14 protein-coding genes are annotated in these 17,897 nt (G+C 72.1%); 8 read left to right on the top strand and 6 right to left on the bottom strand.

The annotated features are described in order from the left end of the window. Window position 1 precedes the first annotated feature (1 nt). The 4 genes from OG933_RS05490 to OG933_RS05505 form a co-directional block, all read right to left on the bottom strand. The gene (locus OG933_RS05490) at window positions 2-904 is read right to left on the bottom strand and encodes a carbohydrate ABC transporter permease (protein ID WP_362519808.1); all 903 of its coding nucleotides are present in this window, start codon (window positions 902-904) and stop codon (window positions 2-4) included. Next, a complete protein-coding gene (locus OG933_RS05495) occupies window positions 901-1,812 on the bottom strand; it encodes a carbohydrate ABC transporter permease (protein ID WP_028806721.1) in 912 nt (303 codons plus the stop codon). Before OG933_RS05495 ends, OG933_RS05490 begins: the two co-directional genes overlap by 4 nt. 116 nt (window positions 1,813-1,928) lie before the next feature. Next, on the bottom strand, window positions 1,929-3,257 hold the full coding sequence (locus OG933_RS05500; RefSeq protein WP_362519805.1) for an extracellular solute-binding protein: 1,329 nt from the start codon (window positions 3,255-3,257) through the stop codon (window positions 1,929-1,931). Between the two features lie 278 nt (window positions 3,258-3,535). Then, entirely contained in the window at window positions 3,536-4,669 is a 1,134-nt protein-coding gene (locus tag OG933_RS05505; protein WP_362519802.1) for an ROK family transcriptional regulator, read from the bottom strand. A gap of 320 nt (window positions 4,670-4,989) precedes the next feature. On the opposite strand from OG933_RS05505, the gene OG933_RS05510 reads away from it, so the two are divergent. From OG933_RS05510 to OG933_RS05535, 6 genes are all read left to right on the top strand, one after another. After that, a complete protein-coding gene (locus OG933_RS05510; protein ID WP_405625682.1) occupies window positions 4,990-5,898 on the top strand; it encodes a BadF/BadG/BcrA/BcrD ATPase family protein in 909 nt (302 codons plus the stop codon). 224 nt (window positions 5,899-6,122) lie between these two features. Beyond that, window positions 6,123-8,039, top strand: a complete 1,917-nt coding sequence (locus OG933_RS05515; RefSeq protein ID WP_405625685.1) for a phosphatase PAP2 family protein — start codon at window positions 6,123-6,125, stop codon at window positions 8,037-8,039. A 96-nt stretch (window positions 8,040-8,135) separates the two neighbouring features. Continuing rightward, window positions 8,136-9,794 (top strand): glycosyltransferase family 39 protein, encoded by a 1,659-nt coding sequence (locus OG933_RS05520; protein ID WP_405625686.1) that lies wholly within the window; start codon window positions 8,136-8,138, stop codon window positions 9,792-9,794. 98 nt (window positions 9,795-9,892) lie between these two features. Beyond that, window positions 9,893-10,816: a MurR/RpiR family transcriptional regulator gene (locus tag OG933_RS05525; RefSeq protein WP_054241013.1), complete on the top strand. Its 924-nt coding sequence runs from the start codon at window positions 9,893-9,895 to the stop codon at window positions 10,814-10,816. Window positions 10,817-11,119: 303 nt separating this feature from the next. Then, complete coding sequence (locus OG933_RS05530) at window positions 11,120-11,500, top strand: hypothetical protein (RefSeq protein ID WP_020129043.1); 381 nt, start codon at window positions 11,120-11,122, stop codon at window positions 11,498-11,500. 149 nt (window positions 11,501-11,649) lie between these two features. After that, complete coding sequence (locus OG933_RS05535) at window positions 11,650-13,980, top strand: SpoIIE family protein phosphatase (RefSeq protein WP_405633245.1); 2,331 nt, start codon at window positions 11,650-11,652, stop codon at window positions 13,978-13,980. Between the two features lie 217 nt (window positions 13,981-14,197). On the opposite strand, the gene OG933_RS05540 is transcribed toward OG933_RS05535, so the two are convergent. Both OG933_RS05540 and OG933_RS05545 read right to left on the bottom strand, forming a co-directional pair. Then, on the bottom strand, window positions 14,198-15,034 hold the full coding sequence (locus OG933_RS05540; RefSeq protein WP_405625687.1) for a peptidoglycan-binding protein: 837 nt from the start codon (window positions 15,032-15,034) through the stop codon (window positions 14,198-14,200). Between the two features lie 57 nt (window positions 15,035-15,091). After that, window positions 15,092-15,919, bottom strand: coding sequence for a hypothetical protein (locus OG933_RS05545; protein ID WP_362519787.1), 828 nt, complete (start codon window positions 15,917-15,919; stop codon window positions 15,092-15,094). Between the two features lie 185 nt (window positions 15,920-16,104). Between OG933_RS05545 and OG933_RS05550 the strand changes: the two genes are divergently transcribed. Together OG933_RS05550 and OG933_RS05555 are read left to right on the top strand one after the other, a co-directional pair. Next, window positions 16,105-16,953 (top strand): bifunctional methylenetetrahydrofolate dehydrogenase/methenyltetrahydrofolate cyclohydrolase, encoded by an 849-nt coding sequence (locus tag OG933_RS05550; protein WP_020129038.1) that lies wholly within the window; start codon window positions 16,105-16,107, stop codon window positions 16,951-16,953. Window positions 16,954-17,074: 121 nt separating this feature from the next. Further along, the gene (locus OG933_RS05555) at window positions 17,075-17,824 is read left to right on the top strand and encodes a TetR family transcriptional regulator (RefSeq protein WP_405633247.1); all 750 of its coding nucleotides are present in this window, start codon (window positions 17,075-17,077) and stop codon (window positions 17,822-17,824) included. Window positions 17,825-17,897 lie beyond the last annotated feature (73 nt).

Genomic DNA, 17,897 nt, shown 5'->3' on the forward strand with positions numbered 1-17,897 from the left:
GTCAGTCCTTCAGTCCGGCGTTGATGTCGGCGTTCATGACGTACTTCTGGAACACCAGGAAGACGACGATCAACGGGATCATGGAGATGACCGAACCGCCGAGCAGCACCGACCAGTTGATGTTCTGCGCCCCTACGAGGCTCTGGATGCCGATCTGCACGGTGAACTTCTCGGGGTCGTTCAGCATCAGCAGCGGCCAGATGTAGTCGTTCCACCGCCACTGGAACGACAGGATGGCGAGCGTGAGCATGATGGGCCGGGAGAGCGGCACCATGATCCGCAGGAAGATCGACAGCTCCTTGGCGCCGTCGATGCGGGCGGCCTCGATGAGCTCGTCGGGGACCGTCAGGAAGAACTGGCGGAACATGAAGCACCCGGTCGCGGTGAGCAGGGCCGGGAGGATGATGCCGGCGAGCGAGTTGTAGAAGCCCAGGTCGCGGACCACCAGAAACAGCGGGGCGAGCATGACCTCGGCAGGGAGCATCGTGGTGGCCAGGATGCAGAGGAAGAAGGCCTTGAGCCATCTGTTGTCGTACTTGGCCAGCGCGTACCCGGTGCAGCAGCTGACTCCCACCGTGAGGATCGTCGCGATCACACAGACGAGGGTCGTGTTGATGAAGTACTGGGCGAAGTTGGCGCTTGCCCACGCTTCCTTGTAACCCGACACGGTGGGGTTCTGCGGGAGCACCGTCAGCGGAAGGGAGAACAGGTCTCCCGCCGGTTTGAAGGAGCTGAGGACGAACCACAGCACCGGGATCCCGTAGAGGCCCGCCAGGACCCACAGCAGAGTCGTCGGGGCAATCGCGCGCCGAAGCCCGCCGGTCGCCGACCCGCGGGACCTCTTCTTGGAGACGGCCCGTACGGAGTCGGCGTCGACCTTGCGCGGCATGTCTGTGGTTGTCATCGGTTCTCCACCCGCCGGTTGACCATCATCTGGATGACCGCGACGCCCATCAGGATGAGCATGAGCACGAACGACGCGGCGCTCGCGTAGCCGATCTGGCCTGCCTTGAACCCCGTCTGGTAGATGTACTGGACCAGCAGATTGTTCGACGTTCCGGGTCCGCCGCTGTTGAGGGAGGCGAACACCGCGTATTCCTTCATCGCGTGGATCGTGTTGAGCAGGATGACGATGAAGGAGGTGGGCGCGATACTCGGCAGTGTGATGCTGATGAACTGGCGCCACGGACCGGCGCCGTCGAGCGCCGCCGCCTCGTAGTACGACGTCGGCACGTTCTTGATCGCCGCGATGAACAGCAGCATCGAGAAGCCCGTCCAGGCCCAGGCGGCCGCCACCACGACCACGATCAGTGACAGGTCCGCGTTCGACTGCCACGGAACGGCGCTTCCGCCGAGCTTCTCGATGAGGTAGTTGACCAGTCCGAAGTTCTCACCGAACAGCCATCGCCACAGGACACCCACGATGATGGGCGACAGCAGCCACGGGATGAAGAAGAAGAGCCGGGCGACCGACGCACCCTTGGCGTGCTTGCTCACCAGCACGTTGGCGATGAGCAGCGACAGCACGAAGTTCAGCGGAACGAAGAGCACGGTGTACAGCAGCGTCCGGGTCGTCGCGTCGTAGAAGGTCGAGTCCCCGAGCAGCTTCTGGTAGTTGTCCAGTCCGACGAACTGGAACGACCCCACGCCCGTGTAGTTCGTGAAGGAGTAAACGAGCCCGATCACCGCCGGCCAGACGAAAAACAGCGCGAAGAGCACGACATTGGCCGCGATGAGGACGAGCGGCGCAAGGGTGTACTTACTACGGCTCCTGGGCGGGCTCACGGACACGTCCGAGGCTCGTTTTGTCATCTTCCTGACTCCGTGCTGGTGGATGGGATTGCGGTGGGCTCACGCCATGAGCCCGGCATCACGCGGACGTCCAGGTCCGGGCGGCGGCGGCTCGCACCGCCGCCCGGACCTGGGACCTACTTCACTCCGCCGACCTGCTGGTTGTAGCCGGCCACGATGTTCTCCAGGGCCTTGTCGGCCGACTGCTCACCGTTGATCGCCTTGCCGATCTCCGCCTTGGTCGGGTCGTCGGTGAGGCTCTTGCCGTTCAGCGCCCAGTTCGTCTGCGCGACGTTGAAGTAGCCGGAGACGGGGGCGTAGAGCGGAATCGACTCGTTGTAGAGCTTGAACGCCGCCTGCGCCGCCTCGGACTTGAAGGGGTACGTCGGGTTCAGGCCGCTCTCGACCGGCAGGAACCCGGACGCCTCGCACAGCGCCTTGTAGTGCTCGGGCTCGTACAGCCACGAGATGAACTTGTTCGCGGCGGTGGCCGCGTCGCTGTTGTTGTTGAAGCCCACGACCATGCCGCCGCTGTTGACGTCGCTGGCCTGCACCGGCTCGGCGGGGGTCGGGACGCTCGCCCACTCGAACTTCGTGACGCTGTCCGCGAAGGAGGCGACCTGCCACACACCGGACCAGTAGGCGACGACGTCACCGCTCTGGAACATGGCCGACGGGTCGGCGCCGCTGGTCCACACCGACTTCGGCATGGTCTTGTCGTCGTTCCAGCCGACGAAGGTGTTCACGGCCTTCTTGGTCGCCTCGTCCGCCGAGAACTTGCCGGAGGAGTCGGCGTGCATGTATTGCCCGCCCATCTCGTACACCATGGCGCGGAGTCTGGACGGCGACTGGTCGAACGTCAGGGAGTACTTGGCCTTGGTCTTCTCCCGGACCTCGTTCGCCGCCTTGATGAACTCGGTCCAGGTCCAGGTCTTGGAGGGCGAGGTCGGGTAGGAGACGCCGGCCTTGTCGAAGAGCGACTTGTTGATGAACATGCCGGACGCGGTGACGTCCGAGGGGATGGACAGCACCTTCCCGGACGAGTCCTTGGCGACGAAGTTGGCGTTGATCTTGTTGGTCTTGTTGTTGGCGATGGAGCCGAGGTCGAGCAGCTTGTTCGACCAGATCGGGTCGATCTTCGGCACCGCCGCCACGTCGGGCAGGGAGCTCGCCTGAGCGGCGTTGCGCAGCTTCGCGTCGTAGCCGTCGTACGGGATGTTGACGAGCTTGACGTTGACGCCGGTTTCCTTCTTGTACGCCGCCACCGACGCCTTCCAGCCCGCGTCCTGCCCCGGAACCGTGGAGATCCAGAACGTCAGCGACTTGGAGGTTCCGCCCGAGTCGGACCCCGACCCGCAGGCGGAGAGAAGCAGGGCACCTGCCGCGGCCCCGGCAGCGAGCGGAACCAGGCGGCGTATGCCGCCGCGGCCGAGTCGGCGGGAGCGCCGCACACCCACAGTGGTCATCTTCGATCCCTTTTTTTCGTCGTAGGGGACGGAGCACGGCGCCGACCGAAGCGGCACGGGTGCATTTTGCAGGAAGGTTTGCTTTCCGATGGCGTCGGCCTCGCCCGGCCGCGTCGCCTCAACGGGTGGGATCCCCGGCCATGAGGGCCGTCGTCGCACAAGCACGCCCTCGTGCGGCTGCCGTACTTCACGTACGGGCGGGATGCTCAACCCAAGCCGGCGTCCCGACCGACTTAGAAAGCGCTTGTCCGGACATTGGCAGACTGAGTTGCGGGCCGTCAATCCTTGGCCCGCGCGGCCTCGGTCACGGTTTGGACTCCCCGGGCGACCGCGAGCCGCGCGGCACCCGCGACGGTGCCGGTGTCCCCGACCGTGCTGCTGACCACCTCGGTGGGCCAGCTCAGCCGCGCCAGCTCGGCCCGCACACCGGGCAGGAGCTGCGGATCCGCGCCCGTACTGCCCCCCAGCACGATCAGGCCCGGGTCCAGCACGGCGGTCACGGCGGCGGCCAGCCGACCCACGTCCGCGGCATGGCGGCCGACGACCTCGAGGGCCGGGGCACGGCCCTCCCCGGCGAGGGCGAAGAGCCGCTCGGTGGTGCGCGGGCAGGGGCCGTCGGTGCCCTGCCAGGCCGCCGCGGCCCGGCGCAGCAGGGAACGTGCCCCGATGTACTCCTCCAGGGCCTCCTGGCGCGGTTCACGGCCGTCGTCCCAGGGGTAGGGCAGCCGGGCCAGCTCTCCGGCGGCGCCGTTCGAGCCGCGCAGCACCGAGCCGCCGACGACGATGCCGAGGCCGATGCCCACGCCGATCCGCAGATATCCGAAGGTGTGCCGGCCGCGCGCGGCCCCCTCGTGCAGCTCCGCCAGCGCGGCGCAGTTGACGTTGTTCTCCAGGTGGACGGGCACGCCCGGCGGCAGCGCGACGGCCATGGCGTCGAAGACCGGACCCGCCTTGGCGGTCGCCGGGCGCATACCGCTGCCCTGCCGGTCCCGCGCGGCCACGTCACCGACGGCGACGACGATGCTGCGCAGCGGAAGGCCGGCGGGCAGCGCGGTGAGCGCCTCGCGTACGGCGTCGGCGGCATCCGTCCGGGAGGCGGTCGCCTCGGCGAGCAGGGAGCCGTCCAGGGCGCAGCTGCGGACCCGGGTGAGGGCGGGGCCGAGGTCGACGGCGAGCACGGCCCCGGCGGCCGGCCCGAGGCAGTAGACGGCCGCGGAACGCCCGGTGCCGCTGGACGAGGTCCCGGAGTGCGTGGCGAGCCGGGCGCTTTCCAGCTCCGCCACGGCGGCCGACACGGTCGGCTTGGACAGGCCCGCCAGGCTCGCGAGCTGCGGCCGGGTCGCGCTGCCCGCCTGGGCCAGCACGGCGAACACCGCACTCGCGCTCTCGGTCAGGCGGGGGGCTTCCGCCACGTCGAGTTCCACAGTTTCCCCCACACGGGTACAGGGCCGCGCGCCCGGACCGGTCGTCCCGGCGGGCTGCGGCGATGGGATGCTCCGACGTCGCGCGTTCCCGTCCCGCGGCGGCCCGAAGGGAGCCTGGACGGTCGAGTGCGCGATTACTCTTGACGCACTGTACTTCGTTAGTTAACTTCCTAACGAACTTCACGGTACTCGCCTGCCGTGCTCGTCAGAAGCCCGTCCCGGGGCTTCCCTAGTTCACCGATCCGCAATCCCCCAGACACGGTTCGCCCGCCGTCGCAGCTCGACGCAGCAACGACGAAAGAGGATCCGTGCAGGACTCTCCACCTTCGGCCGCCCTCGTGGTCGGCGTCGACGTGGGCGGCACCAAAACCCATCTCCGCGCCCTCACGGGCGACGCCGTCGTGACCGACCACGTCCGCGCCAGCGCCGGCTGGCGGCCGCACGACGCGGCCGCCGCCGCACGTTGGCTCACCCGCCTCGTCCGCGAGACGCTGCCCGAGGGCGTGCGCCCGGCCGCCTTCGCCGTGGGCGCGCACGCCTGCGAGACACCCCGCCAGTGCGCGGAGATCCGCGATGCCCTTCAGCTCTCCCTCGGTGTGCCCGCGCGCGTGGTGGGCGACGCCGAACTGCTCGTACCCGCCGCCGGACTCGACAAGGGCGTCGGCCTCGTGGCCGGCACCGGCTCGGTGGCGGTGGGCCGCCTCCCGGGCGGTGACCCCGTCCAGGTCGGCGGCTGGGGCGCGGTCCTCGGCGACGAGGGCGGCGCCGCCGGTCTGGTCCGCGAGGCGGCCCGGGCCGTATGGGCGGCCCACGACCGCGGCGAGGAACCCGGAGCCCTGGCCCGGAGCCTTCTCGCCGCTTTCGGCGTGCCCGAGGTCCCGGCGCTCGGCGCGGCCCTGGAGGGCGCCTCGGACGTCTCCGCCGAGTGGGGACGCCGCGCGCCCGCCGTCTTCGCGGCGGCGGCCGACGGCTCCGCGCTCGCCCGCTCCGTGATCGCCGACGCCGGTGCGGCGCTCGCCGCGCTCGTCGCCCGCCTGGCCGCACGCGGCGTCGCGGTCGACGACGTGGTCGTGGCGGGCGGCACGGTGCTCGGCCAGCCGGCGCTCTACGAGGCGTTCGCCGCCGCGCTCGCCGACGTGGTGCCGGGGGCGCGGCCGCAGCCGCTCACCGTGCCGCCGGTCGAGGGCGCGGTGGCGTTGGCGCGTGCCCTCCTGTGAGGCGCGGGCCGCTCGTTCACCCGCAGGACACGCACCGGTCGCCGGGTCATCGCGGAAGCGACACGACTCGGCCGTAGATCTTCGCTCGTACGCGTCTTCCGGCTCACACGTCGTCACAGGGCAGACGAGCCGCACCCGATCGCACGTGCCCCGCACGTATCCCCACAGGTATCCCGCACGTCCTCCCCGGCCGCACGGCCGAAGAACTCGAGAGAGGCACACTCATGCCGTCACCCGCCGGGCAGTCCACCCCCTCGGCCGTGAACAGAAGGCGCTTCCTGAAGGTCTCCTTCGGCGGCTCGGCTGCCCTGGTGGCCGCTCCGACGCTCGTCTCCTGGCTGGGCGCCGCCGACGCGAAGGCCGCCGCCGGCCCGCTGCCGTTCGTCGACGACTACAAGACGAACCTCACGACGAACCTCATGCCCGAGACCAACGCCGTGGTGCGGATCCTGGGCGGATTCGCCCAGGTGTGGAAGACGGGCGCCGCCTGGAACACCGGCACCCCGCTGCGCCCGGAGATACTGCGCGCCAACATGCGCTACTGCATCGCGGTCACCCGCTCCCGCACGGAGGCCGCGGGCCGCCAGGCGTTCGTCTACGACCGTCAGCACCAGAGCTACGCGATGATCGCCGGACTCGGTCCCCTGACGGATCTCTACAAGACCGGTGCCAAGGCCGTCACGTCGATCACCAGCGCGCCGGACACCACTCCCGCCACCACGATCAGTGACGCCGTGCCCGCGGACGCGCCCGCCGGCTCCGCCATCGGCGCCGGCTCCTACACCTCCGACCTCGGTCAGGTCGCCAAGCTCGTCGACACCGTGCGCGGCCCGTTCGCCTCCGGCAACCCGGGCAAGTACGCCTTCCAGTACCCGCGCCCGTGGCGCATGAACGAGAACAGCGAGGTCGTCGACACCGGGAAGACCGATGCCCTCGGCTTCCCGGTGTACGACTCGAAGGTGGTCGTCGTCCCGCAGCTGCTGCGTCAGCGCGGTACCTCCGCGACCGACGACGGCGGCTTCCCCAGCGGGCACACCAACGCCTTCCACCTGGCGTCGCTGGCGTTCGCGTACGCGGTGCCCGAGCGGTTCCAGGAGCTGGTGACCCGGGCCCTCGAACTCAGCCACACCCGGATCGTCTCCGGCATGCACTCCACGGTGGACGTCCTCGGCGGCCGCATCATGGCCACCGCCCTCGCCGCCGCCGCGCTCGCCGACCCGGCCAACGCCGCGCTCAAGGCGGCCGCCCGCGCCCAGGCCCTGGCCTACTTCACCGAGAAGACCGGCACCACGGCCGACACCCTGCCCGCCTACGCCCACTCCGACGCCTCGGACGCGTACGCCGACCGGGAGGCCAACGCACGGGCCAACGAGCCCCGCCTGACCTATGTCCTCGAGCGCCAGGGCCGCAGGACGCCCCTCACCGTGCCCAAGGGCGCCGAGGTGCTGCTGGAGACCCGGCTGCCGTATCTGACGGCCGCCCAGCGCCGCGAGGTGCTGCGCACGACCGCGCTGCCCTCCGGGTACGTCATGCTCGACGGCTTCGAGCAGTGGGGCCGGCTGAACCTGTTCGCCGCGGCGGACGGGTACGGCGCCTTCGACTCCGACGTCACGGTCACCCTGGACGCGTCGAAGGGCGGTTTCGACGCCGCCGACGTCTGGCGCCACGACATCGAGGGCGAGGGCGGTCTCACCAAGCGCGGCTCGGGCACGCTCACGCTGACGGGGCACAACCGCTACCACGGCGGCACCGTGCTGGCGGAGGGCGTGCTCGTCGCCGGGCACGCCAATGCTCTCGGCCAGGGCGATGTGCGGCTGACCGGGGGCACGCTGCGCGCGGACGCCCCGGTGCGGGTGCGGGGCGCGTGGGCCCAGGAGTCCGGCGCGGTGCTGGACCTGACGCTGCGCGGGCACCACGGGCCCGTCCTCACGGTGTCCGGGCGGGTCCGGCTGGACCGGGGCGCCGTGCTGTCGCTGCGCCTGGACGCCGACCGGCCGCCGGCCGCGGGGACGACGGTCCCGGTGATCGACGCCTCCGCGCTGCGCGGGCAGTTCGACCGTGTCGAGCTGAACTCCGACCGCCTGCGCGCCGTACCCGTGTACACGGCAGACGGTCTGTCGGTACGACTCCTGAAGCGGTAACACCCTTCGCGGCGGGAGCCGGTGCGCAGCGAGCCCCCGAGGCGGCTCCGCACCGGCTCCGGCCGCCGCCCGGCCGGTGTCACCGCAGGGCGGACGATGGCAACCCAACCGCATCCGGTCCTGGAGACCACCCCCGACGCGGAGCCGGCGCGGCCCCCGCGGTCGGCCCGCCGGCGCCTGCTCGTCCCGGTCCTGGTCGCCGTCCTGCTGACCCAGATGGCTGTCGCGATGGTCACCACGGCGGTTCGGCAGACCCCGACCATCGACGAGCCGGTGTACGTCGCCGCGGCGGCCGGCTACCTCCACGAGCACCGGGTGCGGCTCAACCCGGAGCACCCGCCCCTCGGCAAACTCGTCGTCGCCGTCGGCGTGGCCTTCGCCCGCCCGCACGTCGATCCGTCGTTCACCGGCACCCAGGAGGCGGCGGGCCGTCACCTCCTCTACGAGTCCGGCAACGACCCCTGGCGGCTGATGCTGTGGGCCCGGCTGCCGGTGATCGCGCTGACCCTGCTGTTCGGCCTAGTGGTGTTCGCCTTCACCCGTGACCTCGCCGGGCCCGCGCCCGCGCTGACGGCGCTGGCCCTGTACGCCCTCTCCCCCGACGTCGTCGCGCACGGCTCGCTGGCGACGCTCGACGTCCCGGCGGCGGGCTTCCTGCTGACCTCGGTGTGGCTGCTGTGGCGGGCCCGCGACGGCAGGGCGCGCCGCTGCCTGCCGCTCGCCGGGGCCGCTCTGGGCGCGGCGCTCGCCACGAAGATGAGCACGCTGCCCGCGGTCCCGGTGCTGGCGGCCCTGGCGGCGCTGTCGGTGTGCGCCGGGCGGCCCCGCGACGCCCGGCGGGCGCTGCGGGCGGCGGGAGTGGTGACCGTGACCGCCGTCGCCGTGGTCTGGGCCGCGTATCTCGTGGTCGACCCGCTGCTGCGCCGGGATCCCGGGGCGACCCATGTGCCCGTCGTGCACGGCCTGCACGGGCACCTGGTCCGGATGCTGCCCTTCCCCGAGGCGTACCGGGACGGCATGCGGATCCAGTTCGGCCTGGAGAACCGGTCGTGGCAGGGCTTCCTGTTCGGGCACCGGTACTCCGGCGCCCGCTGGTATTACCTGCCGGTCGCCCTGGTCGTGAAGACGCCGCTCGGCATGCTCGCCCTGTGGACGGCCGGGGCGGTCGCGATGGTCGCGGTGCGACGGCTGCGGCCCGCGGCGCCGTACGTGCTGGTCCCGGCCGCCGTGCTGCTGGCCTCGGCCATGACCGGGGCCCGGGACCTGGGGACCCGGTACGCCGTCTTCCTGCCGATGTTCCTCGCGGTGGCCGCGGGGTGCGTCCTGACGGTGCGCCGGCGGTGGGCGCCCGTGGTGGTGGGGGCGCTGACGGTGTTCGTCGCCGTCAGCTCGCTGCGGACCTACCCCTACTACCTGCCGTACTCCAACGAGGCGTTCGGCGGGCCGGCCAGGACGCATCTGCGGCTGCACGACTCCAACGTGGACTGGGGCCAGGACCTCGGCCGGCTGGCGGACCGGCTGCACGGCCGCTACCGGGGGGAGCGGGTGTGGCTCGTGTACAAGGGCAGCGGGGTGCCCGCCTACTACGGCATCGAGGCCTCCGACCCGAGGCGGGTGCCGCCGGGGCAGGTGCACGGGCTGCTGGCCGTGTCGGACTCCGCGGTCGCCGAGGCCAGGGACGGGCTGGCCGTGCTGCTGCGCTCCAGCCGGCCGGTCGACGAGGTCGGCGACTCGATCACGCTGTACCGGCGGTAATCCACGATCACCGGGTGTGCGAGGGGCGTCTTCGCCCACCCTGTCGGGCGCTGTGGCTGAAGTATGTTGAGCCCGTGGAAGACAAAGGAGGCGCACCGGTGCCATCGCCGCAACAGGCACGCGCACAGGCATCCGCGATCACCTCGGGCAGAACCGGTCCGGAGACGGAGGTGTCCCCGACCTCCCGGCTCAGGGCGCTCTTCGACGGACCCCATCTGTCCCCGGGGCAACGGCGCATCGCCCAGTATCTGATCGAGCACATCACCGAGGCGGCGTTCCTGTCGATCACCGACCTCGCGGACCGCGTCGGGGTCAGCCAGCCCTCGGTGACCCGGTTCGCCGCGGCGGTCGGCTTCAGCGGGTATCCCGCGCTGCGGGAGAGGCTCCAGTCGATCGCGCTGGGCGCCCTGGCCGGGGGTCCGGCGGCGGCCGAGGTGAACCGGAGCAACGAGCTTCAGGCGGCGGTCGAGGCGGAGATCGAGAACCTGGAGAACCTGCGGCGCGACTTCGCCGACCCGGACCGGGTCATCGACGTGGGCCGCAAGCTGTCGCAGTCGACGCCGCTGACCGTCCTGGGGCTGCGGATCTCCGTCTCGCTCGCCGAGTACTTCGCCTACGCCGCCCGCCGGGTCCACCCGGACGTGCGGCTGGTGACCCGGGGCGGCAGCGTCGCCTACGACGCGCTCCTGCAGTCCCGGGAGGCGGGCGGGACCTGGGTGCTGGCGTTCTCGATGCCGAGGCACGCGCAGGAGACGCTGACCGCCGTACGGGTCGCGCGCAGTGCCGGTCTCAAGGTCGCGCTGATCACCGACCTGGCGCTGGGGCCGGTGGCCGACGAGGCCGACGCCACCTTCGCCACCGGCACCGGCTCCCGTCTGGTCTTCGACTCCTACGCGGCTCCCGGCGTGATGGCCGCGGCGCTGCTCCAGGCCATGACGGACGCGGGACCCGAACGCACCCAGGCGCGGCTCGAGGAGTACGAGCAGATCGCCGAGCAGCACCAGTTCTTCCTGCGTGAGTGACCGGCCTCCCGAAGGCCACCCCCCTCCCCCGGCAATACACAGAGGGATCATTGCGGGCATTTCGCGCATGAATGTTTTCATACGTCTTGCAAAGCAGTCGGCATATATAAATACTGCTCACGGCCGCATCCGCCCGCCAAGGGCTCATGTACGAGCACCCGAAGCCGCCGTCCCCTACCCGCGTCGGCGCCCAGGGTGTTCGGGGCATCGCTTGCGCGAGCGCCCGTGGTGGCCCCGGTCTTCCCCTGGGCCGGGGCCGCCCCGAACCGTCGGACCACCGTCACGACGCCAACACCGGAAGCGATGATCATGACCCTGACGACGACGCGCATCAGCTCGGACTGGCCGTGCCAGGTCAAGACTCCCGGCAGCTACGACTGGGAGCGCTCGGCGGCCAAGTGGCTGCGCGAGCTGGTGCCCGCGCGCTACGCGAGCTACCCGGCGCTGCTGCGCCACCCGGTACTGCTCGCCCGTCATGCGCAGATCCAGGTCCAGAACGAGGTCCGGGTGGCCCGCACCGCGCTGCAGACCGCCCGCGCCGACCTGCCCCGGCTGGGCCTGCCCGAGTCCGTCATCGAGCACACGATCAAGATGTACGCGGCCGAGGTCATGCAGTTGCAGCACATCGCCCGCAGCGTCCGAGCGGTCACCCAGGCCCTGGTCGAGCAGACCTCCGGACGCTGAACGGGAAGATCCGTTCGCCTCCCCCGGACGGGCATCACGCCTGGCGGGAGCGTTGCCGCAAGACCCCGATCGAAGTCATCCCGATGTGCCATGCTCAAGGCGTGACGAGCGAACCCGCCCTGCCCGCCCAGTCCGGTGAGGTGCCCGACATGGCGGCACTGACCCGGGTCGTGGCGCGCCAGCGCGCGGAGCTGGACCGGCTGCAGGATCTGGCGGCCACCTCGGCCGTGCTGGAACGCGCCAAGGGCGCGGTGATGGCGCAGCTCGGCTGCTCGCCGGACGCCGCGCAGGAGGAGCTTCAGCAGCGGGCCAAGGCCAGGGAGCGGACGCTGCTCGAGGAGTGCTGGATCAGCCTCGGCGCGCTCTCCGCCCAGCCGCACGGCGCCGCCGAGCCGACTCCGGCGGAACCCCCCGCGGTGAGGACCACGCCCGGGCCCGCCCCCGACGAGATCGACGCCGCGGCCCTCGGCCGCCTGAGCCGGGCCCTCGTCCGTGTCGGCACCCCGCACGATCTCGCCCGGTGTCTGCTGGACCGGCTCGCCGCGGACGTGGGCGCCGGCGCCGTGATGATCTTCGCTCGACGGCCGGGCGGCGGACTGGAGCTCACCGGGCACGCCGGCATCGACAGGACGCTGGCCGAACAGTGGAGCCGGGTGCCGCCGGTCGGCGGGATCGCCGCGCTGGACGCCCTCACCGCCGGGCAGGCCCGCTGGCTGGAGAACCTCCCGGAGGACGGCGAGCGGTACCGGCTGATCGGGAACCCGCCCGAGCGGTGGCCGTCCCGGGCCTGGCTGCCGGTGGTGACCGGCGAGTCGGCCGACGTCGTGCTCGGGATCCTGCGCCACCGCGAGGGCGCCTTCCCGCCCCCGGTGCGCGAACACCTGCTGGCCGTCGCCCGGTTGTGCGCCGGTCCGCTGCACACGTTCGGCACCCGGCCGGACCCCGCAGGCGAGGCCGCGGACGCCGTGCAGACGGTGCTCGACCGGCTGCCGGTCGCGGCCGTGCTCCTCGCCCCGCTGCGCTCCGCGTCGGGGGACGTCGAGGACTTCCGCATCGATGCCGCGACCAGCGTGACGTCCGACGCCGTGGGCCGCAGCGGGCGCGAGCTGGTCGGCCTGCGCTTCCTGGAGTGCTGGCCGGAGGTCGCCCGCGATCCGCTGTGGGAGGGATGCCTCCAGGTGCTGGCCGACGAACGGCCGTACGAGAGCGAGCCGTTCGCCCGGCAGCAGATGGTGTCCGGGGTCAGCGAGCTGGCCACCTACTCGGCGCGGGTGAGGGGGTTGGGCGACGGGCTGGTCGTCAGCTGGGTCCGGCACGATCCCTCCGACCGGCAGGAGCAGCGGCTGGCGGACGTGCAGCGGCTGGGCAACCTCGGCTGGGTCACCTGGAACCTGGACACGGGCGAGGGGACCTGGTCCTCCCAGGTCTTCAGCATCTTCGAGCGCGATGCCGCACTGGGTGTCGTCCCGCTCTCCGGGCTGCCGCGCCTCGCCTCCCCCGAGGACCTGCCGACGCTCGCCCGCGCCGTCGGCGAGCTGGTGCGGCACGGGCGGCCGTGCGACGTGCCGTTCCGGATCTCCACCCGGGCCGGCGTCCGGCATCTGCGGGTGGTCGCCGAGGCCGTCTCGGACGCCGACGGCACGCCCGTCGAGGTGCACGGCTTCGTGCAGGACCTCACCGCGCAGCGCAGCGCCGAACTCGCCCTCGTCGCCAGTGAGCGGGCCATGCTCACCCAGCACGGCGTGCTCGAGGCCGAGCGCCTGGTGGCCGCCCGGCTGCAGGACGCGCTGCTGCCCCTGCCCAAGGAGCCCGTCCGGCTGGCCGGGCTGCGCGTCGACATCGCCTACCTGCCCGCGCAGTCGGGCCTCAGCGTCGGCGGCGACTGGTTCAGCGCCATCGAACTGCCCGACGGCGACGCCCTGTTCGTGGTGGGTGACGTGGCCGGGCACGGCATGGGCGCCGTGGCCTCGATGGCCCTGCTGCGGTTCACCGCCAAGGGCATGGTCATCACGGGTTCGACGCTGACCGGAGCCCTCAGCCGCCTCAACGCCCTGCTGCTGCACTCCCGCGACCCGCACGGCTCGGCCACCATGGTGCTGGCCCGCTACAGCCCGCGCGAACGGCGGCTGGAGTGGGCGCAGGCCGGCCACCCGCCGCCGTTGCTGGTGCGCGCCGGTGAGGCGCACTATCTCGAGCGTCCCTTCGGGATGCTGCTCGGCGCGACCGACGCGCCGCGCTACGAGGCGGCGGAGGTCCGCCTGGAGCCCGGCGACCAGATCCTGCTCTACACCGACGGTCTGGTGGAGCGGCCCTCGGAGAGCATCGACCTCGGCCTGGAGCGACTGGCCAGGGCCGCCGCACCCCGGACCGGCACCGCGCCCACCTCATTGGACCAGTTGCTCGGCGCGACGCTGGAACCCGAGGGACGGGACGACGTGTGCGTGCTCGACATCCGGGTGCCGGCGGACGCCGAGCCGTAGGACGGCTCAGTCGTCGCGGTGCCGCCAGTACCACAGCGCCCCGACGACGACGGCCAGCAGGAACACGACGGGCAGCACCAGACCCGGGATGCGGGACACGTTCATGCGGACGGCTTTCGGCTCGACGGGCCGGGGTGCCGAACGCGCGCCGGCCCGCCGTCCATGGTGACACGCGGCACACGGCCCGGCCGTGGCCCGTTCCCGAGGCTTTACCCAGTCATCCGCCGGCCGAGGCGGTACGGGACTCCAGATCGCGGCGGGTGTCGTCGCCGTAGACGCCGCTCTCGTCGCCGCGGATGCCGTACCAGAGCTGGAACCGCGCCACGGCCTCGGTGAGAACGGTGCCGTAACGGCCGTCGGTGGGGCCGTTGGCGTACACGTCCGGGATGCGCAGCAGGCGCTGCTGGAGGTCGGTCACCTCGGCGCCGCTGTCCCCCTCCCGCAGGGTGCCGGCTCCGTCCGGGTCGGCGGACTCGGCCGCGGTGGCGGCCGGGGAAGGCGTGGCCGCCGTCGGCGGAGGTGTCTGCGCGGCGGCCTCGCCGCCCCGGCCCGGCAGCAGCAGCGCGCAGGCGAAGCCGACGAGGGCTGCCGCGCACACGCCGACCGTGATGGCGCCGCGTCGCACACCCGCGCCGGACCCGGTGCGGGCGCGGGCCCGCGCACCCTCCGCCGCCGGCGCGGCCCGCGAGCCGCTCCGCTCCCGCGCCGCACCTCTGCGGCCGCCGGGGCCGTCGCCGCCGGGCAGGGGCCGGGGGCCGCCGTGCTCACTCGCCCAGTCCCGGCCGCCGCGTGGCGTCGGCGTGGTCATCCGCGTGGCCGTGGCCGTGGTCGCCGTGCGGAGGTGGTCCAGTGGCGGGAGCTCCTCCGTCTCCGCGTCGTCCCCGGCCGCCTCGGGCCGCAGAGGTATGGCCTCGTAGGCGTCCGGGTCCTGGGTCAGTTCGGCCATCTCGCGGAACAGCTCCGCGAGGGCGTCGGTGTTGCGCGGTCGCAGGACCCGGATGGGTTCCAGGACCGGGCGTTCGTGCGGCTTTCCGGTTTCGTCCGGTGTCGGCACGCTCGTCTCCCTCCCGTGGGTCCCCCAGGAGAGATACGGGCGGACGGGCGGACGGGTTCAGCCCGCGAGGAAACGGTGCAGGGAACGCTTCGTCGCGGCGACGAAGGAGTCCTGTCCGGCCTCGTCCAGGGCGTCGAGGGAGAGGTACGGGTTGAGGTCCTCCAGCTCGACCAGCAGCAGTTCGCCGTCCGGGGCGCGGCAGGCGTCGACGCGCTGGATGCCGTGCGCGAGGCCGTTCCAGTCGATGAAGCGCCGGGCGAACTCCAGGTCCCGCACGGTGGGCCGGTAGGGCTCCAGCTGCCAGCGGCGGTCGGGATGGGGTGCGTACAGGGCGTACTGGAAGTCGTGGTCGATGTAGGTGAAGGACACCTCGTAGGCGAAGTCGACGCACGGCTGGACCAGCACCGAGCCGTCGGCCAGGGCGGGGAGCGCGTCGGGCGGGAGGATCCGCAGGCCGATGGAGTCGGCTCCGAGCTTGGGCTTGACGACGTACCGCTCGGCCTCGGGCAGCCGGTGCAGGTCCTCGGGGCGGTCGACGGTGGGGATGACGGGGTGGCCCGCGGCGCTCAGATCGAGGAGGTACTGCTTGCCGGCCATGTCGGCGCGGCCGGTGAGCGGGTTGTAGACGCGTACGCCGTCGTGGAGCGCGCGCTCCCGGAAGGCTTCGTACTCCTTCCGATAGCCCAGGACCGGGCCGCTGTTGCGGACGACGACGCCGTCGAAGGAGTGCATCAGGGCGGCCGCGTCCAGCGGGTGGCACAGGGCCAGGTCGAACTCCGCGCGCAGCCGGGAGGTGAGGAAGACGTCCTCGTCGCAGTACCGGCGCCCGCGTGCCTGGTAGGCGAGGTCCGTGACGTAGAGGAGACGGGGGCGGGCGGCGGACATGCGGTCTCCTGGTGACGGTCGAACGGTGCGGAAAGGTTACGTCAGACGGCGTGCGGGCGGTCCGGGGCGGGACCGCCCCGGCAGGAGGGACGGCCGCGGCCCCCGGGACTCGCGAGGGGCGGTGGGCGCGCGGGTCGTACGATGACAGGACCGTCGTTTTTCTCCCGAAGGGCTCGTCGACTCCCGTGACCACCGCAACACTGCTCGACGGCAAGGCCGCCGCGGCCGACATCAAGAACGAACTCGCCCTCCGTGTCCAGGCGTTGAAGGAGCGGGGCATCCATCCGGGGCTGGGCACGATCCTCGTCGGCGATGACGCGGGCAGCCGTTCCTACGTCGGCGGCAAGCACCGCGACTGCGCGCAGGTCGGCATCGCCTCGATCCGCGTGGAACTCCCCGCCGACGCCTCCCAGGCCGACGTCGAGGCCGCCGTGCTGCGGCTCAACGCCGATCCGGCCTGCACCGGCTTCATCGTGCAGCTCCCGCTCCCGGCCCATATCGACACCCATGCCGTCCTGGAGCTGATCGACCCGGTCAAGGACGCCGACGGACTCCACCCGACCAACCTCGGCCGGCTGGTGCTGGGCATCCCGGCCCCGCTGCCCTGCACCCCGCGCGGCATCATCGACCTGCTGCGGCGCAACCGGGTGGAGATCACGGGCCAGCAGTTCTGCGTCATCGGCTGCGGTGTCACGGTGGGCAGGCCGCTGGGCCTGATGCTGACCCGCAGCACCGAGCACGCCACCGTGACCCTGTGCCACGAGGCCACCCAGGACACGGCCGCGCACGCCCGGGAGGCGGACGTGGTGGTGGCCGCGGCCGGAGTGGCCCACCTGGTCAGGCCCGACTGGATCAAGCCGGGCGCGACGGTGCTGTCCGTCGGCCTGACGCGCACGGTCGAGGGCATCCTCGGCGACGTCCACCCCGACGTGAGCGATGTCGCCGGGTCCTTCTCGCCGCCGGTCGGCGGGGTCGGGCCGATGACGCGGGCGATGCTGCTGACCAACGTGGTCGAGGCCGCCGAGCGGATGTGACACCGGCACCCGGCGCCGGGCACTCGGTTCCCCGACGGAGGGAACTGAGTGCCATCGGCGCCGATCAGGTGTTACGTTCGCGTCCATGAGCGCCACTCACAAGGCGGAGGCCAAACCGCCCATGCGGGACGCCCTGGTCGCGGCGGCCTTCCGGCTGTTCCTGGAGCGGGGCTACGAGCAGACCACCGTCGACGACATCGTTGCCCTGGCGGGCGTCGGCCGGCGGTCCTTCTTCCGCTACTTCCCCTCCAAGGAGGACGTGGTCTTCCCCGACCACGAGCGGTGCCTCGCCGACATGACGGCCTTCCTCGCCGCGAGCGGCAAGGAGCACGAGCCGGTGCGCCGCGTCTGTGACGCCGCTCGTCTCGTCCTGCTGATGTACGCCGAGAACCCTTCCTTCTCCGTCCAGCGCTACCGGCTCACCAAGCAGGTCCCCGGGCTGCGGGCGTACGAACTGTCGGTCGTCTGGCGTTACGAGCGCGCCCTCGCCGAGTACCTCCGGGGCCGCTTCACCGGCCGGCCCGACGGCAACCTGCACGCCGACGTGATCGCGGCCGCCGTGGTCGCCGCGCACAACAACGCCCTGCGCTCCTGGCTGCGTTCGGCCGGACAGGGCGACGCGAGCACGACCGTGGACCATGCGCTGGGGTACGTGCAGTCGGCGTTCGGCGCACCCCCGACCGCCCCGACCGCCCCGACCGCCCCGACATCCACGGCGGCAACGGCAGCAACGGCAGGCCCTGCGTTCCCCTCGCTCCCGATGCCGCCCGCCGACGAAATGCCGGACGACGTCGTCGTGGTGGTCTCCCGGCGCGGGGCACCGCTGTGGCGTGTGGTGCAGGAGATCGAGACGACCCTCGGACGGGACTGACCCCCCTCCGCACCCCCGCCGCGCCCCCTCCGGACCCTCGCCGGACCCTCGCCGAACCCCCTCAATATTGTGG

The organism is Streptomyces sp. NBC_00016 (assembly GCF_045040885.1).
GTDB classification, from domain to species: Bacteria; Actinomycetota; Actinomycetes; order Streptomycetales; family Streptomycetaceae; genus Streptomyces; species Streptomyces coriariae.